The organism is uncultured Deefgea sp. (genome assembly GCF_947072475.1).
Taxonomy (GTDB): Bacteria; Pseudomonadota; Gammaproteobacteria; order Burkholderiales; family Chitinibacteraceae; genus Deefgea.
This window is the reverse complement of the sequence record NZ_CAMTIA010000005.1, coordinates 39,568-58,641: the sequence shown is the minus strand read 5'-3', so window position 1 is coordinate 58,641 and position 19,074 is coordinate 39,568. Positions and strand designations below refer to the sequence as shown.

The following is a 19,074-nucleotide window of genomic DNA, read 5'->3' as shown; positions in this document are numbered from 1 at the left end:
AAAATTTCAAGCTAGACTTTGATGTCTGGCCTTATTTTTGCGCCAATGCAGATGACTTAGGGTCGATAAAACGCAGCGGATTTTGTGCAACGCCACGATAGCGGATTTCAAAATGCAAATGTGGCCCTGTTGATCGACCCGTGCTACCCAATAAAATCACTGGCTCGCCCACCTTTACCGTATCCCCAGCCTTCACCATCAAGCGACTGCCATGCGCGTAACGACTGGTTAAGTCATTGCCATGATCGAGCTCGACCATATTACCATACTGAGGGTGGTAAGCCGCATACACCACCTTGCCTGTCGCGGCGGCACTCACTGACGAGCCGGTTTCACCCTGAAAATCCACCCCTTCATGAAACACTTGCGAGCCATTAAATGGATCCACTCGCCAACCAAAGCTCGATGATTGCGGTGGCGCCAGCATCGGGGAATGCCGGGGTAAGTGCGCTGAATTTGGCGTTAACAACACCGCCTCAGCCAAAGTCAGCTGATCAATCAGCGCCGACATTTTGCCCGCAGTTTGTTCTAAAACTTGCGCCAAACCCGGCACAGAAAACGATGGGCCGCGCGCGGCCAAGCCGCCTTGCGGCACAGCATTGCGACTTAAAAACGGTTGCACATCAATACCGGTTTTGTCTCCCACTCGCGCCGCCAAACCATCCAAACGCGTTAACTTGGCTTGTAACTCACCCACTTGCACCGCCAAAGCGTCGATTTCACCCTGCCTAGCGTGCTGGCCCGGCATTAAGCGCAATAAGGGCTCGACGCGATTAGGCGCAAACAGCATGCCTAAACCAAATGCCGCAGCACCGACTAATAGCGTTAAAATTAAACCTAGAGCCAACAGCTCTCGCTGCCCCAGTGAAATCGCTTTATCAAGACGACTGGAAACCACAATGATATTCATACGATGTGCTGCTTATGTATCATAAAAACCCCTCATTTGACCGCTTGCTCCATCGTGATTTTCAACTCAAACGCTTGGTGCAACAGGTCGATACACTCAATCAAATTTTGGACATTGTTCGCGGCGCGCTGCCGCCGGAGGTGGCCAATGTTTGCCAAGGCGTGGCTTGGGCGGGCACTGAGCTGATGATTGCCGTACCCTTTAGCGCCGCCGGAACTCGGCTACGGCAAGCTGCGCCGGATATTTTGCGCGCACTCGAGATGGCCGGTTGGCACGCTACCGCAATTAAGCCCAAGGTGCAAGTTGCATTACAACATGGAAACCCGATTCAAACCAAGAACTTACAAATACCTGAGGCAGCGCAAACAGCGATTGATGAGCTCAGTCAAAAAGTCGATGATCCCGCACTCAAAGCCGCACTGGCGAGCCTGCTCAAACATCATCGCCGCTAACATCTGCGGGTCTGATTTTTAAGTGTCTGCGGCAACATCCATTTACAGCCGCAGTACGCGAGCGCGACCCTTTTTTTTGTGTCACCAAAGAAAAGAGGAAAGAACGGCGATTTGATCGCCTCCAGCTTCGCTGAGCTAAGTCAAACGAAATGCGTGTCTACCGCCGTTTTCTGCCGTACCGGATGATGTCCTGAATGGTGATCGATCAGGCAAAAAAAACGGGCACCCAAGGTGCCCGGTAAAATCAGGGAGGAGGTGAACAAAATGCATTTACACATTGCACACTCCCCATCAAAACTGGGGGCGAAGGCAGACTTTCACAAGTCTGGTGTAAATATTAACAAAGACTATTGAAACCTTTAGCCGCAAATCTCAAGTCCGCTTCGCCCAGTTAAAACCGGCAGTCCGCCCAAATCACCCAGCACAATCAAAGCGAACAAAAAACGCTGGCTGCGATATTTTTACCAGAAAATCACAATATCCACCCCGCAGCCGCTTATAATCCCACCCCATCTATCAACCCACCGAGCGCCAGCCAGCATGGATCCGATTTTATTATTTCATTCCCTCATTATGGGTTTGGTTGAAGGGATTACCGAATTCCTCCCAATCTCATCGACCGGTCATTTGATTTTAACTGGCGATATGCTCAATTTTTTGAGCAAAGAAAAACGCGACGTTTATGGCATCTTCATCCAACTTGGCGCGATGATGGCCGTCATATGGGAATACCGCGCCAAACTCTGCACCACGCTATCGGGCATTCAGCGCCCGGGCAATGAGCGTAATTTATTCTTAGGCGTCATCATTGCCTTTATTCCTGCCGCCATCTTGGGTTTGTTATTTAGCAAAACGATTAAAGCCTATTTATTTCAACCGATTCCCGTTGCCAGCATGTTTATCATTGGCGGTTTGATTATTTTATGGGCCGAAAAACGCCAACATAACATCAGCGTTGCCACGGTGGACGACATCAGCCTCAAAGACGCCATCAAAGTCGGTCTTTGCCAATGCTTGGCCTTGATTCCCGGCACCAGCCGTTCGGGCGCAACGATTATTGGCGGCATGTTTTTAGGCCTATCGCGCAAAGCGGCGACTGAATTCTCGTTCTTTTTGGGGATACCTACGCTCGGTGCGGCGTCGATTTATAGCCTGCTCAAACACCGCAACGCGCTGAGCATGGACGACTTTGGTGTGTTTGCCGTGGGCTTTTTGGCGTCCTTTGTCTTCGCCTTTATCGCGATTCGCGCCTTAATCAAATTCATCTCTACGCATACCTTTATCATCTTCGCCTGGTATCGCATCGCCTTTGGCTTAGTCGTACTGGGCACGTGGTATTTTGGCTTGGTGAACTGGACGGCTTAATGGATAGGTATTGATTTACAGGCAATATAAATATTGATCTGTAACGCAATACCCTAGATAGATTTCAAAATCATCCCGCCGATCTTGGCGGGATTTTTTATGCATGACGGAACAAACCCAAGCTGATCTATTCCCCGGCAAAGGTCTTCAAGACAAACAACAATCAGCCCGGATCTCGCTGAGCAACGAAGGGCAAAGTCAGCGTGGATAAAGACTGTTTTTGCTGGCCATTGGCTGCAAAATTGTCGTCATTTAACCAAGCCGTGAACACCGCCGATAAAGCCGGCCATTCGGCGTCGATCACTGAAAACCACGCCGTATCTCGATTGCGGCCTTTATTCACGGTGGCTTGCCGAAAAACCCCTTCAAAGCTAAAGCCTAAACGCTGCGCGGCTCGCCGTGATGGCGCATTGAGCGCATTGCACTTCCATTCATAGCGCCGATAGCCCAGAGCAAAAGCGTTTTGCATCAATAGCGCCATCGCCGCAGTGGCCAAACGTGTGCCTTGTAACGCTGGTGAAAAATGCAGCCAGCCGACTTCAATCGAGCCTGCGGCTGGCGCAATCCGCAAATACGCCGCCAAACCCAAGGCCGCGCCCGATTGCGCATCAACAATCGCGTAATACTGCGGGTCTGACTGCTGTGCACGCTGGCTTAATTCATGCTGAAACGCCGCCAAATCGGCATACGGCCCGGCACTAAAATACGTCCATAATGCGCCACTATCAGCGCTAAATGCCTGCCATAAACTGGCGGCATGTTGCGCCGCGTCAAGTGGCTCAACGCGGCAACCCCAACCTTGCAACACCCGCCACGGCGGAAAAGGCGCGCCCTGCCAATTGGCAACGATGTCACCCACCGGCTGATTAAATTCATTGATTGGCATCGATGACTCCTAGGGTCTGTTGATGTTTGGTTTTCCGCCGCTGCTTACGTGCTTTTCGCGGCGAATCAAGGCGTAGTAAGCGATGCATAGTCATTCTATGTGAGCTTGCTACAACACGGAGTCGCAGCGAAAATCGATCCCGCGTGGAGAGCCAACGTCAGCGAGCCACGGCCCAAGGTGCCGCCAATTGCGCGGCAATCCCGGCTTGATTTTCTGCGCTTTGATTTTGGCTGAGCTTAAATTTACCGCTAATTTGTTCAATTTTGATTTCGATGCCCACAATCGCCGCCAACATTTTTTGGATAAAGTCAGCCGGGGCTTCGTCGATATGCCAAGGCCGATCGCGCCCCGCTTCATGCTGCGCCGTCATCTGCGACACAATGGCGCGAACTTCAGCCGCATCGTCCATCGCGCGTAAAGTGCCTTTAATCTGCACCAGCGCGTAATTCCACGTTGGCACCACGCGTGGATCACTGGCTTTGCTTGGATAAAATGACGGCGACACATAGCCGTCCCCCGCTTGAAACAACGCCAAAATGGCCGAATCGGTCTCTTGCCATAGCGGATTTTTTCGCGCCACATGGCCACGCAATACGCCCAATTCGGAGCCATCATCGACCCAATACAGCGGAATCACATTGGCGCTCAAGCCGTCCTTGGTCGATTGCACCAAGCTCGCCAGCGGATGCGCTGCAATTAAATGCAATAACCGCGCGCGATCTGTTACTGCAAAATGTGGTGGGGTATACATATCAACACTCGCAATCAATTGTGTTAGCTATCAATACCCCGACAGCATCACCTGTCGCCACGGCATAACCATCTTGCTGCCAATAACGCAAACCGCCGATGAGCTCCTTGACCTGAAACCCCAGCTTGGCCAATTTATACGCCCCCCATGTCGAGCCATTGCAACCTATCCCGTCGCAATAACACACATACACCTGCTGACGATCCCAGTTGGCGGTCGATTCTGCAGTCATCGTGCGATGGGGCACACTCAAAGCGCCGGGAATATGCCCCGCCTGATAAGCCGCCGTGGAGCGCGTATCAATCACCACAATCCGCGCTTCTGCCGCGATTAAATCCGCCGCCAAATCCGCAGCATCAGTACGAAACTGCAATTGCGCGGCAAAAAACTGCGCCGACTCACTCGCCGTTGCTAAACCACTGGCTAACACTGCACTCATTTTTTTCTCCCCGTTGATCGTTTACGACTCAATCACTCAGCAAACCGCAGCCCTTAAGAAAACGCCATCACCGCAGCCAAAATCGCCAACACACTGGCGGCCAAACTCACTTTGCCCAGTATCGGCAAGCGCAATAACGCCGCCGGTTGCTGCGGCACTTGCCGCATCCGCCAAATACCGAGCACGGCGCAAATCACAATCACCGTCACCGCAATCGCTTTAAACCACAACCATGGCATCTGCGCTAAATGTGCGGTGTAAGGTCGCAATAAAGCGCCGCCCGAAAGCACTAACAGCAATAAACCAACATACGAGGCATAGCGCAGCGCAAACAAGCGCAACATCGTCTCGCGCCGCGCCTCTGCTGGCCAACGCTGCGCCAAATAGCCGATAAAAAACAACGCAAAGCCAGAGCCAACCCCAAGCACCAAACCCAAAAAATGCACCAACAATAAAACATCCCGCATGCTGATTCCTTTAATAAAATCACTCGCAAGCACCAACTAGCGCTGCGATCAAAGCTGCCAAAATTCAGATTCAAGTCAAGAAATCTACACTGCTGCTGACCAAACTACCCAAGAAATTGACTATAACGGCATAATGGTCTTTTTCTACAGACCAATTTCTACAACTAGGCCAGACCAATGTCCGCATTGCCCACTTTATTTGCTGCCGAGTCGCAGCCTGATTTAGCACTGTATGCGCAATTATCGCGAACTTTACGCAAAGCGATTTTAGCGGGGCATTTGCCATTGGGGAGTAAGCTACCGGCCAGCCGAGTGTTGGCGGCAGATTTGGCGATTTCACGCAGCACGGTTGAGCTGGCTTTTTCGCAATTAGAAGCCGAAGGCTATCTGCATCGCCAAGTGGGCGTTGGTAGTTTTGTCGCGATTGCCGCACAGCCTAACAAACCTCGCCCACGCAAAACGGCCGCTGGCTTATCACAACGCGGGCAAATGATGGTTGAGGCGGGCACTTGCCGCGATGCCACCTCGCCATTTCAAGCTTTTACTGCGGGCCAGCCCGACCCCGCTGCTTTTCCCCGCGAGCTGTGGGGCAAAATGACGCAACAACGCTGGAAAAAAGACGGCGAGCGCTTGATGCGTTATGGCGATTCGCAAGGTCTACCCGAACTACGCGAAGCCATTGCCGGCTATTTGGCGCAATCGCGTGGCGTAGTTTGTGATGCGGCGCAAATTTTAGTGCTAACCAGCTCACAGCAAGCACTGCAATTAATTGCCCAACTACTGATCGATCCGAATGACAGCGTGTGGCTCGAAGAGCCCGGTTATTTGTGAGGGGGTGTGAGATAAGTGTTAGGGAGTATGCACGATAATTTCGGGATAAGGCACAACGAGGTGGGATATTCTGGAATGGTTACTGCAAAAACGTTTCATTCTGTGCAACGATAATTTCGGCAAAAAATCACGTTGCACAGCTCACTACTCTTGAAAAAGATCCTCTTGGCGTCGAGCCATTTCCGCACGCCGCACCGCTTTGACAATCTTATAGATCCACTGCACTGAAACACTGTACTTGCGTGCCAAATCGCTGTGATTCATGCCATCAAATTCTGCGTAAATCTGATTGTCGCGTTTGGTGAGTTGCAACGACAAGCCCATTGGGAAATATAAGTTCTGACCGCCCCAATGGCCAGCCATGCGCTCCGCCAATTCAGTACCCAGCTGCTCGGCCGCATCCTGGTCCAGATTTAATAATTCAATCGAGATCGCCGCCGTATGTGCAGCCAAGTCGGCTAATAATTCAGGACCCTTACTTTTGAATTCGCGCTTGCTCATTCTTTCACCTTAGTATGCGCCTGCAAGACACGTTTGAAGTCAGTTTCCGTTAGCGCCGATAAATCTACGGCACGTCCCAGAGTACGAGTAATGGCAGCTTGTAACTGCTGGTGTTGATAAACGACGGCCTCAATACCCACCGCAACTGGCAGAGCCAGAGCAGCCAGCAATTGCGCTTTGCGTTGTGTGTTCACGCGATCCAGCCATTCTTTCAAATGCTCAATCACCTGGCTGGCCTGTTTGCTCGATAGCCATTGCAGCGCATCGACCTTCGTCATCCGTTTCACAAATCCAGCTAAAGCCGCCTCAGATGAATTGCGCACGATTTCCATGTCGGCCAGCTCAATCCACAAGCCGCGAATCATTTTCGATTGCGCGTCGTCAGCCAAAACTCGTGTTTTCGCTTTTGTCGGTGGTTTGGCTTTGAAGCCACAACGCTCAAGATGCGCCAGTACCTTCATCGCCAGTGGCACAGTGAGATTCTTGCTGGATTCAACACCAGCCACGCTAGTCAACATGGCGCGATAAGTCTCATCATCCATCGCCAATTGTTTCTTGGCGATATGAATTTTGGCGAGGTGGGCATTGCTGGCCATATGGGTTCCTTGTGGGCTAAATCGCATCGCGCAAACCACTACATATATATGTAATGGCCTGCACGCTGAAACCTAGCTATTCGCCCAGTTTTTCAGCGCCTTAGCAGCGGTAAATTTGACGACGCGTTTGGCCGCAATTTGCAGTGGTTCACCTGTTTTTGGGTTACGGCCAGTGCGGGCTTCTGCCTTACGGACGCTAAACGTGCCCAGATCAGGAATACGCATTTCATTACCAGCCTTCACGGTTTCTAAAATGCTATTGGTCAGTGCCGTCAGTACGTCTTCGGCTTGGCGGGTGGTCACTTCCGCATTGGCTGCAATGTGTTTGATCAGTTCTTGCTTGTTCATGGTGTTGTTCCTTGGTGGGTAATTTAGATTTGGTTCTGCGGCTGATTAACGCCAGCCGCATGCGTTGGTTACGTGCTACGTCGGGTTTCAGCTTCTAACCCCTTCATTCATTGTTGTTTGGCAGGCTGATACTGCAATTTGAAGCTGCTTGCTAAGCATATTTGCCATTTGTCGTGTTTTGGGGTGAATGTCACCTTCTTCATCAGCAACACATTGGACCTGTAAATCAATCGAGCCATCTTCATTGCGTGTTTCATTTATTTCGAGAGAAAGCGTGATTGAGTTCATCACGCCCCCGCAACATCAAGCGCAATCGGGCGGTATTGGCTGGTATCGCCAACACGTTCGTACACACGAATATACGATTTTGAGCATTGCACCTGGATTGAATCGCCCATCGCCTTCATGGCACGTTGCCATTTTTCATCGACGATATCCAAGCGGCGCAGGCTCAATATGCGGCCAGTACTGATCTTGCCTTCCTTGTCGACGTTAAACGCATCGTTAATTAAAGCGCGAATTTCGCTGCGAGCGCCCTCAGTCCATTCGTGTACGCATTCGTCGATCAGTGATTTAGCCGCTTGCAGACCCTCATCAAAAGTGAGCGTATCGCTGATTGCGCGCTGTACCTTGAATTGACCATTAAACGACATCAGGCTCACATTGCCTTTTTGCCCGCCAACCTTAGCTTCGTAACGCTCCAACGACAGCTCGACAAAGGCTTCGATATCGCCAAAAGTTTCGGCTTTAAATTTCGCCAACGTTTCTGATACTTTTCGGGCTTTACCTACGATTTCCAACACCAAATCATTGCGCTGCAAGTCCACCGGCTTAATCATATCCAGTGGAATCAAGCGGCCTTTGGCATCCTTCATATAGTTTTCTGGCATGTTCGTATTCCTAAAGTATTTTTTAATTTTTCCAATTCGCTTCGATTCTTTGCCTTGCGATCTGGCGTCCAAAATGCCGCGCCATCGTCGGCGCGCCGCTGGTAAAACGGCTTATTGCCCGTTCGGCTTAAATCTTGCTGGCTCCATTTGGGTGGTGGTAGCTCAGGCGTAGCGCATTCAGCAACGCTGGGTAAATCTTGCGCAATGGCAATCAAATCATTTTGATAGTTTTGCCAAACCTTCTGGCGCGCTAAAGCCCGATCTACCCCCGAAGCCACCAACACATCAACCGCAGCGGCCAATTCCGCCTGAACTTCGGGCGTGAGATTCAAATGCCTTGCTCCCATACTTCGCGCTGCTGGCGCTCAAACTTCAGGTCTTCGACAGCATATCGAGCTTGTTTTCTTGCCTCCATTTCGGGGTCTATGGGCGGTTTCACTTTGGTACTATCCTTCGCTTTAAAATTGGGACTAAAACGCCAAACAGGTGCGGCCGATTGATTTGATTTGCTCATGCCGGATTCCCCCACACCAAAGTCACACCATCCAATTTCGCCACGTTCAAGCCGTGAACCTTGTGAATACGTGGGGCAACCAAATGCACAGGTGGCGCTGATGGCAAACGCAAGCGCCCACCATCACGATCGAAATCAGTAGCCAGAGCCGAAACACCCGCATTACGTAGCTTGCGCAATACCCCGTTAATTCGCGCCAATTTGCTATTAAATTGTTCATTCAACACGATCATTGCTATCTCCCGAATATTCAACCCATAGAATAAGTCCGCCATTAATTTCAGCCTGCCAGTGCTGCTGCTCACCCTGCGAGCCATAACTACGCCCCATAATTTCAGCGGTAAATTGCTGTTTAATTTCTTCGATTAAGCGTTTTGACCGCTTGCTGCAAATTTGCACGCGTGGGCAAGGTGCCATGCCGATATCGGTAATAAGAAAAAAGCCCCCGCGAATCGCTACCCAGCGCACCAGCGCTAGCGCTTTTTCTGCATCAGCCACCACGGCTCGGCCGTGCGCGGCGGCGTTAAAGTTCATCCCCATCTCAAACTCCCTTCACCACATCGCCAGTTACCAGCGGAAAGCCATATTCCGCCGCCTTATTCATCGCCGCCGTCAGCAAATTGCCGACCGCCAGTGGGTAAAGTAACGACATTTCGGCCTGTCCTTTACGTTGGCCTGCGATGGTCAGGCGCTCACGTACTGCCGCGATGCCGCTAGCGTCGATCAGTTCTGCCATTGGTTTACCGATACGATCGAGCTTGAATTTCAGATACGCTTCCAATTGACCATCAATGAGCGGCGCCAAAGTCACCACTTCGCAGCGCTGAACTACTTCGCGCACTTCCTGATTCTGCTCGCTGAGTTTCATCGCCAGTTCAGGTTGGCCAATCAACACAATCGATAGCAGCTTTTTGAAACCATCTTCCAGCTCAAAAAAACGTTTTAAATGCTTGATGGTTGGAATCGGCAGCGCGTGGGCTTCTTCAATAATCAATACATGGCTATGGCCAGCGCGGCGTGAGTCGCGCAAGGCACGATGTAATTGGCGAAATCGTGCTTCGGGCGAACGTTTTGGGTTTTCCAGTGGAGCCAGCGTGGCAAGGATCGCCTCGGCAATGTGCCCGGCTTTCAGCGTTTTGCCTTTAATATCGTTGTCTTCCAGCGCCAGCACATACGGCTCAATCACGACAATCGATTGGCCTTCACGCTGAATACGGTCAATTAAATCGCGGCGCAGTGTGGATTTACCCGCCCCCGATTCGCCCACCACGGCCATAAACCCGCCGTGTTTTGCGGTTTGAAACATCGCCTCGCGCACGTAACGAATATCCGGGCTAACAAACACTTCATCATGGCTTTGGACTTCTTCGCCGAATGGATCACGAAATAAGCTAAAATGCTTGCGAGTGACTTGAGTTAAACCTTGTTTGCGTAACAGCATATTTTCTTCCTCTGGGTTGGCTTGAGGCTCAGGATCAATCGTGCTCGAACACGATTGATCCACCTCGTTGACGATTTCAAATAAATTTTCACTATCCCAATCCGACGCAATCGCTTCGTAGAGAAAGCACACAATGGCGGCTTCTAAATCTTTACGAACCAGCGACTTTGGCCATTGCCCATGATTCAGCAGCTGAGCAACGGTCGCTTGCGACAAGCTCAAGTGGCTAGCCAAAGTGGACTGTTTGATTTTGTGGTTGGATAAAATGGTTTTAAGCTTCAACATTAAGCCACCCGTACCAAGTTGACTGGCTTGGCCTGAGTCAATGCCGTGACGATGGCGTCGAATTCATCTTGCGGTACGCCTGCTGGATAGCGCTGTTGCAGCCATTGCACCGTCGTTGCCGACCACGCACCGCCCGCAGCTTCAATCATCGGTTTCAATGAGCGTGCTGCATCAAAATGGCTTAACGGTGCATATTCAATTTTTGGTGCCATTAAACCGTGCTCAGTACCGCGACGTGGCATGAAGCTTGGTAGTTGCGTATTTTCGATATGCTTGTATGGGTCAAAACCAGCAAATGGCAGCGTTTTCGCTTTGCGGGCAGCCTCTGCTTCAGCCGACGTGCTTGTGCCGGTGGCGAGTAATTCGATTTCTTGTAATGCAGTCTGCGCAGGTGTGTTGGCGGGTTGTTTGAACTGCTCGCCCAGCACCGCAGCATTTTGCGTAAAGCCAAATTCACCTTTAACCAACATCGGCACGATGTGGAAATACTCACGCCCATCAGCATCGTTCAGCACCACCTGAGCCGCATCGTCGCGCCACGGGTTGCGGGTAATCAGCAGTTTTTCACCGACCATGACGCCAGGCACCGTCGCCACGTCATATTCATTACCATGAAAAGACACGCGTAGCTGAGCGGTGATCTTGCGGCTTTCTGGCTCGGCCACCGCCAGCTCGCGGCAAACTTCAATCGACGGTGCTTTGATCAGTTGATCTTGTTTAATCTTCAACCAAGCACTGCTGCGTGTCATGCCGTGGCGGCGATGCGCTGCAGTGGCATTAAAATGCGTGCGCCATTTCTTTGCCATCGCATTGAGTTCGGCCAGATCATGCACCTCGACGAACTTCAAACCCGGCTCGAATTTACGTTCGATGATATTCCGAGCATTCTCGACTTGGCCGGTGGCGCGGGCGCTGCCTGCTTTGTGAACCAGCATGTCAATACCCAGCGCTTTGCATAGGTTCTTGGTCATCGCCGCCGTGTTGGCCGAGCCAGGATCCATATTCAAAAACCGAGGTACGCCGTGCAGTACATCGTTGCCGCCACGTTCCTGCATCGCATTAATTAAAACGCTGCATAGGTTTTCGCCCGATTCCGCACCCAGTACGTATTCAACGTAAATCCAGCCAGAGGTATGATCGGTAATCTCATACGACCAAACACGTTCATGCGCAATTTTGGCCACATTGGCGGGTTTGTTCTTATAAAACGTGGCGTGATCCATCACCTGCAAACCCGTCGCCTTGCGACTATGGTTGCCGTTTTTGAGGTAATACAGCACGCACAAGCTGGCGTCGATTTGCCAAACATGATTTGGGTGCAGACTAGCGAGCTCCGCAGCAGGCGCGGCTTGCAACAATTGATCAGGATGAACCCCATGTACGCGCAAAGCGCGGTGTATGGTGCTTTCAGACAAAGGCCGCACTTCGCCCGTCGCGCTATCAATATACTCAGCTCGTACCAAGCCATTGGCACGTGCCGCTTCAAGTGCATCGGCAATTGAATACAAGCGTTTGCCATTGCGCCGCGTTGATTCCATCAGCAAGCCACTCAGGATCATCGCTTCATCACGGTTCAGGCTGGTGTCCCCAGTGTCACTGCGTTGTTTACGTGGTTTTTTTACGGTGAGTTCACCCAGTTTACGATGCAATTTAGCCAGGCTAATGCCCAATTCAGCACAAGCTGCTTGGTAAATTACGCCTTTGCCACCATGCCCAGCCCGACTCGCGGCTTGGGCAGCAGAGAACAAACGTTCATTAATGACCGCGCTCATGATTAACTCTCTACAGGACTGAGAACATTGCCGTGGTGGAGTTCGCTATCCAGTGGCAACGCAGCTTGCTGGCGCTTGAATTTAGCTAGGGCGTCATCGGCCTCTTCACGCACCCATTCCGGTTCAATTTCACCATCCGGCAGCGCTTTGATATCAAACTCATCGCGCAGTTGATTCAGAGCTAGTTGCACTTGGGCGATCAGGCCGGCCATTACTTCGCTATGACTCACCGCATTTTTATCGCCATGCGCTTGCAGTGCCGATAATGCGGCTTTGAGTGAACGCACTTCAATTTCAGCTTTGGAGGCCATCGCGCTGGCTTCGCTGCGGATTTGTTCGCCGATATCGAGTGGCGACATCGCTTGCACTTGGCGCTGAGTGCGGATCAGTGCTTGATCGAGTTCATCAATTTTGCCGTTCCGCGTTTCGAGTACACGGTCTTTGTCGGTCAAGGATTCACGCGCCTCGCGCAATGTCTTACGTAGTTCTTTCACACTCATGGTGGCAACATCGTCAAGCTTAAGTTCGCCAGTCTGGCCGGTGAGTTCGAGTTCTTCGATTTGCTCGTCATCAAGCACTAGCATTTCGAATAGCTTGGTTTGATTGCCAATTGCTTTGGTTAAAGTTGCGTTTGACGGCAATTTTGAAAACTTGGTTGCGGATTGAATAAAGCGACTTGCAACATACTTATCAATACCCAATACATCCAAACGAGCGGTAAATTGCCCGTGGATGCAAGCAGCCTTAAGCACAGTTAAGCCGCGCCCAACCTCAAGGCAGGCTTCAACGCTACGGCGCATGTTTGAAGCAATGTCGCGCTGAATCAGGTCAGGGTCGATCATATCGCCTGGCAATTGATAGCCCACTTGCAGAGCAATCGCCCGCACATGTGCTTGCTGTAGATCCAGTGCAATGCTGCCCATTTGTTGAACTTCTTGCAGGTGTGCCACAGGTAAATCAGGCAACACGATGGCTTCTGTTGTTTGTTGTGTTTCGCGACCCATGTTCTTCTCCCTTTAGTTCAATGATCCCGCCGCGATGCGGCGGTTGATTTCGGTAATTCGATCTTGCAGATTGGCTACATGCGCCGAATGCGCTTGGGCGATTTGCAGTAGTGCCACGCCATGAGCGAAGCGGCCGTTATCCAACTTCACCGCCAAGCCTTCTTCAATCAGATCTGCCAAGTCGCGGGTGATGCTGCTGGGGCTGCAACCGAGCATTTCGGCCAGGTCTTTATTTGAAAGGCCAGTAATCGTGTGGCCTTTCAGCGCCTTGAGCACTTGCAATACGCGGCTACCTTTGCCGCTGGGCGCTGTTTTACTCATCGCGCTGCGCCTTAATGTTGCGCTGGATAATTGCTTTGACGGCGTCGATAACAGTTGGCGCGTCAACGCTATCTATAGCGATCTCGCCGTAATTGGTTTGAATCACAAAGCCACGTGCCATATCAGGAATTTGTTTGGCAATGGCGTAATTCAATTGATTGATATTCATCATTCGGCTCCTAACGCCAGCTCAGGTTGGTTATGTTTTTCAATATTCGATTTGTGCCACGCTAGGCCCGCCATGCCGCTATGGATTGCGCCCAGTGCGGTTTCGGCCTCAGCTTGTCCATCCGCAAAGGCCAGAATCTGCCCGACCGCTTGATTCAAGAGTGCTTGCAGCGCATGCACATCTCTTGCCGTACTGGCACGGCCGCGTGGCATATCAATCACCAACTTGCCTGCCGACAGCGCCAACCACTGGCTAACAAAGTGGCAACCGCAAGCCAGTTCATACGCCGGAATCAGAATCGAAGGCATCCGGCCATTGCCCAGCCACTTATATAAATCGTGGTGCGTCACCGCCATCAAATCCGCGATCCGCTCCACGCTGAGGTTTTTGCATTCGCGGGCGTAGTCCTTGGTCAAGCGCAAAGCATCGATCAGTGAGTTGGCTTGAATGGCCTTCCAATTACGTTTCATTTCTGGAAACCCCCTAAAATCCTGACTTCTAAACAATTTATTGATTTCGCTCTATGCAAACCGTTTGCCGTAATCGAAACTAGCAAGGCATAATTCATAACAGCAAAAAGGAAAGGAAATGACGCAATCAACTCAAGAACGGTTAGACGCACTCGACCGAGATATGAATGCCGTGTTTGAAACAATGACGATGCTCAAGGGCACGTTGGCCGCTGTGGTTCAGTCGCTGCCTGCTCCGCAATCGGCTCAAGTACTGCCAAAGCTGGATCAAACACTGGACGAGCTGCTGAAAGACAAACCGGGCACAGCAATGGTTGTTCTGACTCTAAATACGTGGCGCAATCAGGTCGCGCAGAACGCAGGACTTCCTGCACGTCAGCTATAGAATAAAGACGCTTGCCATTGGTGCGTACGCCTTCTTGGCTCAGTCGGGTGTAAAGCGCTTGGCAAGTTTCTGGTTCTGACTCAGGTACGAATTGCCCACCAAGGGCGATCGCGTTAGGGGTAAAGCCAAATGGGACATGGGTCATGATCGGTCTCTTAGTGTGATAAGGTGGCAGGATCGGCTTTGAGGCCAAGCAATACGGCGGCACGGTGAGCTTCACCGCGCAACCCTTTGCGGCGACCACGTAATAAGTCGAGCACGGTAAAGCGGCTCAGCTTGTTTTCGCGGCACCAATCGTTGATGCAAATGCCATTGGCGCGAAACCAGGCATGAGCTTGTTGTGGGGTTTTTAACGTCTGCATGACGGCTCCTTTTTTTTCGCTGTGCAAGTGGCATTGCGCGGCGAGAAGTGGTTAAAAATGCTTTGATGTGGTGATAATAGGCACAATCGTGCCCAATGTAAATGTATATTTAGGAAAAATAGTGTCTTTTATTGGTGGGCGTTTACTGGATGAGCGAGAGCGGCTTGGTTTGAGTCAAACGGAGCTGTCTGAGAAGTGTGGAATTGCAATGCGTTCACAAAGAAATTACGAAAAAGGTGAGCGCGTGCCTGATGCCGAATATCTGGCGGCACTTGCTGCATCTGGCGCAGATGTACTCTATATCCTTACAGGTCAGCGCCAAGGGCAAGGAATTGGTGAGTCTGCCGTGCATCAAGCGGTACTTGATGCGGTTGACTTGCTGTCACTGGAAAAGAAAGTCGATGCCAATCAGCTTGCTAAGGCAGTAGTGAAGCTGGCTGTGAAATCAGCAACTGCACCGACATTTTCAACAGCAGCATCAAAATTTGACATTAACTTTGGTCAGGCCACAATTGGTCAAAATATCACTATACATGGCGAGCACGCACAGGTTAATCAGGATTTTAAGCCCGGTAAAAAATGACAGTAGAACAACGCAACGTAGAATTTAGCGGCCATATTGACCGGTTGCATGTGGGTGATACTTACCACTCTGGCGGTCGTGCACTAACGAAGATTGAGCGCAATGAACTAAATGCCAAAGTGCGTAAATTAGAAAACGACTATGGGGTGCCAGGCTGGCAGCCGTGGAAGTTTCTGCATCGGATTTTTGGCGTTGATTCTGTCGAAGATATGAAGCTAGGCCAACGCGATGCGGTGACCGCTATTTTAGATTTGCTACTGGATAACGCGGCACAGCAAGCGAGAGCCGATCAATCGGCCAGAGCACTCATTGAACAAGTGCAACGAAATGATCGGCTCAATGCTGAGCTGGGCAATCGCCCACAAACTGCGCAATACACGAATCAGATTAATCGATTGACCGCAGAGCTAAGTGAGCAAAAACAGCGAACCAATCATTTTGGACTGCGGGCGGAAAAGGCAGAAACAGGATGGCGGTGGAGCGATTCGATTGCATTACGTCGGCACGCCAAGTTGAAATGGCTCTCGGCACTACTTTGCGGCAGCTTGATGGCGTCGGCATGGGGTAGTTATTCATGGTTGAAACAGCCGCAATTCACCAATACGGTGATTAAGCGCGATGCAAAGCTGTGTTATTACAAAAATGAATCGTATTTGCCTGGCGGTAAAGTTGACACTCCAGGTATGGGTTTTATGCGCTGCGAACTAGAAAATGGCGTAGCCAGCTGGGGTGAGGTCGCAGGCGCAAAACCAATCCGCAAAACAGTTAAACCACGTAAGCCCAAAGTGGTTGAGCTTCCTGATGTTGTTGATACAACAGAATGAATTTAGCCATGTTGATTAAGGAATCGTTGATGTCGAAGTTATTTTTAGCTTTATTACTATCGGGTTTATCGTTGACCTGTTTGGCTCAAACTGAAAAAGAAATGAAATCCGCAGCACTGAAAGGTGACTATCAGGCTCAACGTAATTTAGCGTATAGCTATGGTACAGGATGGGGAACGGTCGGCGGCGCAACCTATGTTGCTAAAAAACCAATTGAGTCCTGCGCTTGGTATCGAACAATACTTTTGTTGGACAGCAATAAAATCAAGGATGCCGATTATTCGAACGAATGGGTTTATTGCCATACGCTCTCCCTAAGTGATGCAAGTCAGGCGTGGGAGCGAGCTAGAACGTATAAAAGGCAAATTCTGTCGCGTAAGTAATTCTTGCTAAGCTAAGGGCCCACCATGCTGAAATTTTTATTGATCGCCGCGCTATCGATGTTTGTTGCTACTGCCTACGCCCAAAACACCCCGTGCTCAGGCAAAAAAGGCGGCGTAGCGGCTTGCACCAAAGACGGTAAATTCATCTGCCAAAACAGCACGATCAGCCAGTCGAAGAAGATTTGTCAGAAATAATCATCTTTACCGAGATTTTGAATGAAACCAAAAAATTATAAGATTCGTTACTACATGCCTTCTGTCGGTGCCGATGGAGCGCAAGGTTCAATAGCAAGTTTACTTAATCGAATCGCCTTAATGGACGATGGTATTGGCTCAGTGCGTGAGGCCGGTTCGATGGTTCATCAAGTTCGGGTGATTGCTGACCTATCAACCAAACAAGAGTATCGTGCTGCGTTTGTACGGTTTAGGGATGAATTGCCATCCGTTTCTAAAAGAACTTCATGTGTTGAGTCACGGCCAGAGTTAAAACCTGACGAAGAGTTGATTGAGAAAAATCACTTTGTCTTATTTGTTGAGGATGATGGGGCAGAATTGCTTGCCTACCAAATGAGTATGGAGGGTTCGGATATTTCATCGTTGGCACGTTATTTCACTCACCTTACCCCTGATGGGGTTACTGTTGCGCTGCATGAAGTAGTTAAAGGTGATGCATTTTTGCAGCTTCAAAATGGCGTCGTGAAATCAATTGAATTTGAAGTTGCTAAGCCGCGCAGTAAAAGCTATGCCCCCGACCCAAATGACACTTGGACCAAGGATGCGATCCAGTTCATGAATAGCACAGGGGCAACTCGCTTCTGGGGCAAAATAAAAACCACATCAAGAACCAAAGGTTTAATCAATCTAGTCAAGGAACAGATTGGGTTTTTGTTTGAATCGAATCAGACCAAGAAACTCAGCGTTCGTCTTTCTGGCGTTGATCACCCGATTGATTTGTTTGCGGATAGAGTGTTTGATACAGTATCCGTTGTTCTTGATAAGGGTCACATAAATAGTCAACACCTCTATACTGAAATAGGTGCAGCTAAACGCGCCAACGTAGATTTGGCGGCTTATTTGGCAAAAGGCGATGAAAAACTGGACTAAATTTAGTATGTTATTAAGTATCACGGCAGGTTTTGCTATATGGCATTACGGCCTAATAGCTGAGTTGTCACCAGCGGACTTGAGAACATTTGTTGGGTTACTCGCTCAAATTTCTGTCACGATGCTTGGGTTTTTACTTGCTGCGCTTGCTATTTTGGCTTCAATTGCCGGTCATAGGCTAATGCGTAACATGCAAAAAACAGGACACTACCAAGTGTTACTGAAGCGTTTTTTTGCTAATACTGTTGCCTATGGTGTTTCAACCGTGACAACGCTACTCGCTTACTTAGCAAGTGCCAATCTAGTCTTAGCTACGATCGGGGCGATTACTTGTGTACTGTTTGCAACCTTACTGTTGATTGATGCTGGTTGGCGATTTTGGTTGGTTTTAAGTAACTTAACCCCAGACAGCCCCTCGTAAATACCCTAAACCTCATTAAAAGCCACTCCTGCATGCCACCCTCACAATGGGTGGCATGTACCTAGGAGCTGGCTCATGTCTCGTAATATAAATCAAATTGTAATTCACTGTGCCGCCAGTCAAAACGGTAAACGGCTTGGTGATGGCAAGCGCAAAACAGCCGCTGGCTGCATTGACGTTTGGCACTCCGCACGGGGTTTTAAGCGTGCCGCGAGTGCCCGCGCTATTTTTAATCCTACCTTGTTTGCGGTTGGTTATCACTTTGTTATCGATACCGATGGCACTAAAGAAACCGGCCGCTCGCTGGACGAAATTGGTGCGCATGTAGCTGGGCATAACACTAACTCGGTCGGCGTGTGCTTGGTCGGCACGGATCGCTTCACTAAAGCGCAGTGGGATGCATTAAGCAGCCTGATTCGTGGCTTGCAGCTTAAATATCCAGTGGCCTCAATTGTGGGGCATCGCGATCTATCGCCCGATTTGAATCTCGATGGGAAGATTACCCCCAATGAATTCACCAAGATTTGCCCCGGCTTTACCGTTGCAGAGTGGCTAGCCAGCGGCATGCTGCCTTTGCGCTCCGCTCTGTGGGAGAGCTAG

General features: G+C 50.3%; 32 protein-coding genes. 11 read left to right on the top strand and 21 right to left on the bottom strand.

Going from position 1 to position 19,074, the window contains the following annotated elements; all coding sequences use genetic code 11:
- Nucleotides 1-31: 31 nt before the first annotated feature.
- On the bottom strand, nt 32-910 hold the full coding sequence (locus Q0V82_RS03290; protein ID WP_297572668.1) for a M23 family metallopeptidase: 879 nt from the start codon (nt 908-910) through the stop codon (nt 32-34).
- A 14-nt stretch (nt 911-924) separates the two neighbouring features.
- Between Q0V82_RS03290 and Q0V82_RS03285 the strand changes: the two genes are divergently transcribed.
- Both Q0V82_RS03285 and Q0V82_RS03280 read left to right on the top strand, forming a co-directional pair.
- Complete coding sequence (locus Q0V82_RS03285) at nt 925-1,362, top strand: DciA family protein (RefSeq protein WP_226764549.1); 438 nt, start codon at nt 925-927, stop codon at nt 1,360-1,362.
- A 540-nt stretch (nt 1,363-1,902) separates the two neighbouring features.
- Nucleotides 1,903-2,727, top strand: a complete 825-nt coding sequence (locus Q0V82_RS03280) for an undecaprenyl-diphosphate phosphatase (RefSeq protein ID WP_297572664.1) — start codon at nt 1,903-1,905, stop codon at nt 2,725-2,727.
- Between the two features lie 163 nt (nt 2,728-2,890).
- Here the strand turns inward: Q0V82_RS03280 and Q0V82_RS03275 are convergent, their stop codons facing one another.
- From Q0V82_RS03275 to Q0V82_RS03260, 4 genes are all read right to left on the bottom strand, one after another.
- Nucleotides 2,891-3,613 carry a GNAT family N-acetyltransferase gene (locus tag Q0V82_RS03275; protein ID WP_297572663.1) on the bottom strand — a complete coding sequence of 241 codons (723 nt, stop codon included), beginning with the start codon at nt 3,611-3,613 and terminating at the stop codon, nt 2,891-2,893.
- Nucleotides 3,614-3,770: 157 nt separating this feature from the next.
- Nucleotides 3,771-4,364 (bottom strand): FMN-binding negative transcriptional regulator, encoded by a 594-nt coding sequence (locus Q0V82_RS03270; protein WP_297572661.1) that lies wholly within the window; start codon nt 4,362-4,364, stop codon nt 3,771-3,773.
- 1 nt (nt 4,365) lies between these two features.
- Nucleotides 4,366-4,803, bottom strand: coding sequence for a rhodanese-like domain-containing protein (locus Q0V82_RS03265; RefSeq protein WP_297572659.1), 438 nt, complete (start codon nt 4,801-4,803; stop codon nt 4,366-4,368).
- 53 nt (nt 4,804-4,856) lie between these two features.
- The gene (locus Q0V82_RS03260; RefSeq protein WP_297572657.1) at nt 4,857-5,270 is read right to left on the bottom strand and encodes a hypothetical protein; all 414 of its coding nucleotides are present in this window, start codon (nt 5,268-5,270) and stop codon (nt 4,857-4,859) included.
- A 177-nt stretch (nt 5,271-5,447) separates the two neighbouring features.
- On the opposite strand from Q0V82_RS03260, the gene Q0V82_RS03255 reads away from it, so the two are divergent.
- The gene (locus tag Q0V82_RS03255; protein WP_297572655.1) at nt 5,448-6,101 is read left to right on the top strand and encodes an aminotransferase class I/II-fold pyridoxal phosphate-dependent enzyme; all 654 of its coding nucleotides are present in this window, start codon (nt 5,448-5,450) and stop codon (nt 6,099-6,101) included.
- Nucleotides 6,102-6,245: 144 nt separating this feature from the next.
- Here the strand turns inward: Q0V82_RS03255 and Q0V82_RS03250 are convergent, their stop codons facing one another.
- From Q0V82_RS03250 to Q0V82_RS03180, 15 genes are all read right to left on the bottom strand, one after another.
- Complete coding sequence (locus tag Q0V82_RS03250; protein ID WP_297572653.1) at nt 6,246-6,602, bottom strand: Mor transcription activator family protein; 357 nt, start codon at nt 6,600-6,602, stop codon at nt 6,246-6,248.
- Nucleotides 6,599-7,198, bottom strand: coding sequence for a gp16 family protein (locus tag Q0V82_RS03245; protein ID WP_297572651.1), 600 nt, complete (start codon nt 7,196-7,198; stop codon nt 6,599-6,601). Before Q0V82_RS03245 ends, Q0V82_RS03250 begins: the two co-directional genes overlap by 4 nt.
- Before the next feature lie 72 nt (nt 7,199-7,270).
- Nucleotides 7,271-7,546 carry an HU family DNA-binding protein gene (locus Q0V82_RS03240; RefSeq protein WP_297572650.1) on the bottom strand — a complete coding sequence of 92 codons (276 nt, stop codon included), beginning with the start codon at nt 7,544-7,546 and terminating at the stop codon, nt 7,271-7,273.
- A gap of 87 nt (nt 7,547-7,633) precedes the next feature.
- Nucleotides 7,634-7,834 carry a hypothetical protein gene (locus Q0V82_RS03235; RefSeq protein WP_297572648.1) on the bottom strand — a complete coding sequence of 67 codons (201 nt, stop codon included), beginning with the start codon at nt 7,832-7,834 and terminating at the stop codon, nt 7,634-7,636.
- Entirely contained in the window at nt 7,834-8,436 is a 603-nt protein-coding gene (locus Q0V82_RS03230) for a DUF3164 family protein (protein ID WP_297572646.1), read from the bottom strand. The genes Q0V82_RS03235 and Q0V82_RS03230 overlap by 1 nt, the downstream gene beginning before the upstream one ends.
- Nucleotides 8,418-8,768 (bottom strand): hypothetical protein, encoded by a 351-nt coding sequence (locus tag Q0V82_RS03225; RefSeq protein WP_297572644.1) that lies wholly within the window; start codon nt 8,766-8,768, stop codon nt 8,418-8,420. The genes Q0V82_RS03230 and Q0V82_RS03225 overlap by 19 nt, the downstream gene beginning before the upstream one ends.
- Nucleotides 8,765-8,950 carry a hypothetical protein gene (locus tag Q0V82_RS03220; protein ID WP_297572643.1) on the bottom strand — a complete coding sequence of 62 codons (186 nt, stop codon included), beginning with the start codon at nt 8,948-8,950 and terminating at the stop codon, nt 8,765-8,767. Before Q0V82_RS03220 ends, Q0V82_RS03225 begins: the two co-directional genes overlap by 4 nt.
- Complete coding sequence (locus Q0V82_RS03215; RefSeq protein WP_288843240.1) at nt 8,947-9,183, bottom strand: hypothetical protein; 237 nt, start codon at nt 9,181-9,183, stop codon at nt 8,947-8,949. The genes Q0V82_RS03220 and Q0V82_RS03215 overlap by 4 nt, the downstream gene beginning before the upstream one ends.
- Nucleotides 9,167-9,490 (bottom strand): hypothetical protein, encoded by a 324-nt coding sequence (locus Q0V82_RS03210; protein WP_297572642.1) that lies wholly within the window; start codon nt 9,488-9,490, stop codon nt 9,167-9,169. The genes Q0V82_RS03215 and Q0V82_RS03210 overlap by 17 nt, the downstream gene beginning before the upstream one ends.
- 1 nt (nt 9,491) lies before the next feature.
- Nucleotides 9,492-10,676 (bottom strand): ExeA family protein, encoded by a 1,185-nt coding sequence (locus tag Q0V82_RS03205; RefSeq protein WP_297572640.1) that lies wholly within the window; start codon nt 10,674-10,676, stop codon nt 9,492-9,494.
- Nucleotides 10,676-12,448 carry a DDE-type integrase/transposase/recombinase gene (locus Q0V82_RS03200; protein ID WP_297572638.1) on the bottom strand — a complete coding sequence of 591 codons (1,773 nt, stop codon included), beginning with the start codon at nt 12,446-12,448 and terminating at the stop codon, nt 10,676-10,678. Before Q0V82_RS03200 ends, Q0V82_RS03205 begins: the two co-directional genes overlap by 1 nt.
- 2 nt (nt 12,449-12,450) lie before the next feature.
- Nucleotides 12,451-13,452 carry a hypothetical protein gene (locus Q0V82_RS03195; protein ID WP_297572636.1) on the bottom strand — a complete coding sequence of 334 codons (1,002 nt, stop codon included), beginning with the start codon at nt 13,450-13,452 and terminating at the stop codon, nt 12,451-12,453.
- A gap of 12 nt (nt 13,453-13,464) precedes the next feature.
- Nucleotides 13,465-13,773: an HTH domain-containing protein gene (locus tag Q0V82_RS03190; RefSeq protein WP_297572634.1), complete on the bottom strand. Its 309-nt coding sequence runs from the start codon at nt 13,771-13,773 to the stop codon at nt 13,465-13,467.
- Nucleotides 13,766-13,945, bottom strand: a complete 180-nt coding sequence (locus tag Q0V82_RS03185; protein ID WP_288843234.1) for a hypothetical protein — start codon at nt 13,943-13,945, stop codon at nt 13,766-13,768. The genes Q0V82_RS03190 and Q0V82_RS03185 overlap by 8 nt, the downstream gene beginning before the upstream one ends.
- The gene (locus tag Q0V82_RS03180; protein WP_288843233.1) at nt 13,942-14,412 is read right to left on the bottom strand and encodes a hypothetical protein; all 471 of its coding nucleotides are present in this window, start codon (nt 14,410-14,412) and stop codon (nt 13,942-13,944) included. The genes Q0V82_RS03185 and Q0V82_RS03180 overlap by 4 nt, the downstream gene beginning before the upstream one ends.
- Before the next feature lie 118 nt (nt 14,413-14,530).
- Between Q0V82_RS03180 and Q0V82_RS03175 the strand changes: the two genes are divergently transcribed.
- Nucleotides 14,531-14,797: a hypothetical protein gene (locus tag Q0V82_RS03175; RefSeq protein ID WP_297572630.1), complete on the top strand. Its 267-nt coding sequence runs from the start codon at nt 14,531-14,533 to the stop codon at nt 14,795-14,797.
- A gap of 155 nt (nt 14,798-14,952) precedes the next feature.
- Here Q0V82_RS03175 and Q0V82_RS03170 read toward each other — a convergent pair whose 3' ends face one another.
- The gene (locus Q0V82_RS03170; RefSeq protein ID WP_297572629.1) at nt 14,953-15,159 is read right to left on the bottom strand and encodes a DNA-binding protein; all 207 of its coding nucleotides are present in this window, start codon (nt 15,157-15,159) and stop codon (nt 14,953-14,955) included.
- Between the two features lie 121 nt (nt 15,160-15,280).
- Between Q0V82_RS03170 and Q0V82_RS03165 the strand changes: the two genes are divergently transcribed.
- From Q0V82_RS03165 to Q0V82_RS03135, 7 genes are all read left to right on the top strand, one after another.
- Nucleotides 15,281-15,742: a helix-turn-helix domain-containing protein gene (locus Q0V82_RS03165; RefSeq protein ID WP_297572627.1), complete on the top strand. Its 462-nt coding sequence runs from the start codon at nt 15,281-15,283 to the stop codon at nt 15,740-15,742.
- Nucleotides 15,739-16,566 carry a hypothetical protein gene (locus Q0V82_RS03160; RefSeq protein ID WP_297572625.1) on the top strand — a complete coding sequence of 276 codons (828 nt, stop codon included), beginning with the start codon at nt 15,739-15,741 and terminating at the stop codon, nt 16,564-16,566. Before Q0V82_RS03165 ends, Q0V82_RS03160 begins: the two co-directional genes overlap by 4 nt.
- A 29-nt stretch (nt 16,567-16,595) precedes the next feature.
- Nucleotides 16,596-16,949, top strand: a complete 354-nt coding sequence (locus Q0V82_RS03155) for a hypothetical protein (protein ID WP_297572623.1) — start codon at nt 16,596-16,598, stop codon at nt 16,947-16,949.
- A 24-nt stretch (nt 16,950-16,973) separates the two neighbouring features.
- Entirely contained in the window at nt 16,974-17,144 is a 171-nt protein-coding gene (locus tag Q0V82_RS03150; protein ID WP_297572621.1) for a hypothetical protein, read from the top strand.
- A 21-nt stretch (nt 17,145-17,165) separates the two neighbouring features.
- Entirely contained in the window at nt 17,166-18,053 is an 888-nt protein-coding gene (locus Q0V82_RS03145) for a DUF6731 family protein (RefSeq protein ID WP_297572619.1), read from the top strand.
- Nucleotides 18,037-18,474: a hypothetical protein gene (locus Q0V82_RS03140; RefSeq protein WP_297572617.1), complete on the top strand. Its 438-nt coding sequence runs from the start codon at nt 18,037-18,039 to the stop codon at nt 18,472-18,474. The genes Q0V82_RS03145 and Q0V82_RS03140 overlap by 17 nt, the downstream gene beginning before the upstream one ends.
- A 75-nt stretch (nt 18,475-18,549) precedes the next feature.
- Nucleotides 18,550-19,074: an N-acetylmuramoyl-L-alanine amidase gene (locus Q0V82_RS03135; protein ID WP_297572615.1), complete on the top strand. Its 525-nt coding sequence runs from the start codon at nt 18,550-18,552 to the stop codon at nt 19,072-19,074.

Excerpts from the sequence above, each read along its gene's own strand:
- Q0V82_RS03290 (WP_297572668.1), bottom strand. The coding sequence starts at position 910 with ATGAATATCATTGTGGTTTCCAGTCGTCTTGATAAAGCGATTTCACTG.
- Q0V82_RS03285 (WP_226764549.1), top strand. The coding sequence starts at position 925 with ATGTATCATAAAAACCCCTCATTTGACCGCTTGCTCCATCGTGATTTT.
- Q0V82_RS03280 (WP_297572664.1), top strand. The coding sequence starts at position 1,903 with ATGGATCCGATTTTATTATTTCATTCCCTCATTATGGGTTTGGTTGAA.
- Q0V82_RS03275 (WP_297572663.1), bottom strand. The coding sequence starts at position 3,613 with ATGCCAATCAATGAATTTAATCAGCCGGTGGGTGACATCGTTGCCAAT.
- Q0V82_RS03270 (WP_297572661.1), bottom strand. The coding sequence starts at position 4,364 with ATGTATACCCCACCACATTTTGCAGTAACAGATCGCGCGCGGTTATTG.
- Q0V82_RS03265 (WP_297572659.1), bottom strand. The coding sequence starts at position 4,803 with ATGAGTGCAGTGTTAGCCAGTGGTTTAGCAACGGCGAGTGAGTCGGCG.
- Q0V82_RS03260 (WP_297572657.1), bottom strand. The coding sequence starts at position 5,270 with ATGCGGGATGTTTTATTGTTGGTGCATTTTTTGGGTTTGGTGCTTGGG.
- Q0V82_RS03255 (WP_297572655.1), top strand. The coding sequence starts at position 5,448 with ATGTCCGCATTGCCCACTTTATTTGCTGCCGAGTCGCAGCCTGATTTA.
- Q0V82_RS03250 (WP_297572653.1), bottom strand. The coding sequence starts at position 6,602 with ATGAGCAAGCGCGAATTCAAAAGTAAGGGTCCTGAATTATTAGCCGAC.
- Q0V82_RS03245 (WP_297572651.1), bottom strand. The coding sequence starts at position 7,198 with ATGGCCAGCAATGCCCACCTCGCCAAAATTCATATCGCCAAGAAACAA.
- Q0V82_RS03240 (WP_297572650.1), bottom strand. The coding sequence starts at position 7,546 with ATGAACAAGCAAGAACTGATCAAACACATTGCAGCCAATGCGGAAGTG.
- Q0V82_RS03235 (WP_297572648.1), bottom strand. The coding sequence starts at position 7,834 with ATGAACTCAATCACGCTTTCTCTCGAAATAAATGAAACACGCAATGAA.
- Q0V82_RS03230 (WP_297572646.1), bottom strand. The coding sequence starts at position 8,436 with ATGCCAGAAAACTATATGAAGGATGCCAAAGGCCGCTTGATTCCACTG.
- Q0V82_RS03220 (WP_297572643.1), bottom strand. The coding sequence starts at position 8,950 with ATGAGCAAATCAAATCAATCGGCCGCACCTGTTTGGCGTTTTAGTCCC.
- Q0V82_RS03215 (WP_288843240.1), bottom strand. The coding sequence starts at position 9,183 with ATGATCGTGTTGAATGAACAATTTAATAGCAAATTGGCGCGAATTAAC.
- Q0V82_RS03210 (WP_297572642.1), bottom strand. The coding sequence starts at position 9,490 with ATGGGGATGAACTTTAACGCCGCCGCGCACGGCCGAGCCGTGGTGGCT.
- Q0V82_RS03205 (WP_297572640.1), bottom strand. The coding sequence starts at position 10,676 with ATGTTGAAGCTTAAAACCATTTTATCCAACCACAAAATCAAACAGTCC.
- Q0V82_RS03200 (WP_297572638.1), bottom strand. The coding sequence starts at position 12,448 with ATGAGCGCGGTCATTAATGAACGTTTGTTCTCTGCTGCCCAAGCCGCG.
- Q0V82_RS03195 (WP_297572636.1), bottom strand. The coding sequence starts at position 13,452 with ATGGGTCGCGAAACACAACAAACAACAGAAGCCATCGTGTTGCCTGAT.
- Q0V82_RS03190 (WP_297572634.1), bottom strand. The coding sequence starts at position 13,773 with ATGAGTAAAACAGCGCCCAGCGGCAAAGGTAGCCGCGTATTGCAAGTG.
- Q0V82_RS03185 (WP_288843234.1), bottom strand. The coding sequence starts at position 13,945 with ATGATGAATATCAATCAATTGAATTACGCCATTGCCAAACAAATTCCT.
- Q0V82_RS03180 (WP_288843233.1), bottom strand. The coding sequence starts at position 14,412 with ATGAAACGTAATTGGAAGGCCATTCAAGCCAACTCACTGATCGATGCT.
- Q0V82_RS03175 (WP_297572630.1), top strand. The coding sequence starts at position 14,531 with ATGACGCAATCAACTCAAGAACGGTTAGACGCACTCGACCGAGATATG.
- Q0V82_RS03170 (WP_297572629.1), bottom strand. The coding sequence starts at position 15,159 with ATGCAGACGTTAAAAACCCCACAACAAGCTCATGCCTGGTTTCGCGCC.
- Q0V82_RS03160 (WP_297572625.1), top strand. The coding sequence starts at position 15,739 with ATGACAGTAGAACAACGCAACGTAGAATTTAGCGGCCATATTGACCGG.
- Q0V82_RS03155 (WP_297572623.1), top strand. The coding sequence starts at position 16,596 with ATGTCGAAGTTATTTTTAGCTTTATTACTATCGGGTTTATCGTTGACC.
- Q0V82_RS03150 (WP_297572621.1), top strand. The coding sequence starts at position 16,974 with ATGCTGAAATTTTTATTGATCGCCGCGCTATCGATGTTTGTTGCTACT.
- Q0V82_RS03145 (WP_297572619.1), top strand. The coding sequence starts at position 17,166 with ATGAAACCAAAAAATTATAAGATTCGTTACTACATGCCTTCTGTCGGT.
- Q0V82_RS03140 (WP_297572617.1), top strand. The coding sequence starts at position 18,037 with ATGAAAAACTGGACTAAATTTAGTATGTTATTAAGTATCACGGCAGGT.
- Q0V82_RS03135 (WP_297572615.1), top strand. The coding sequence starts at position 18,550 with ATGTCTCGTAATATAAATCAAATTGTAATTCACTGTGCCGCCAGTCAA.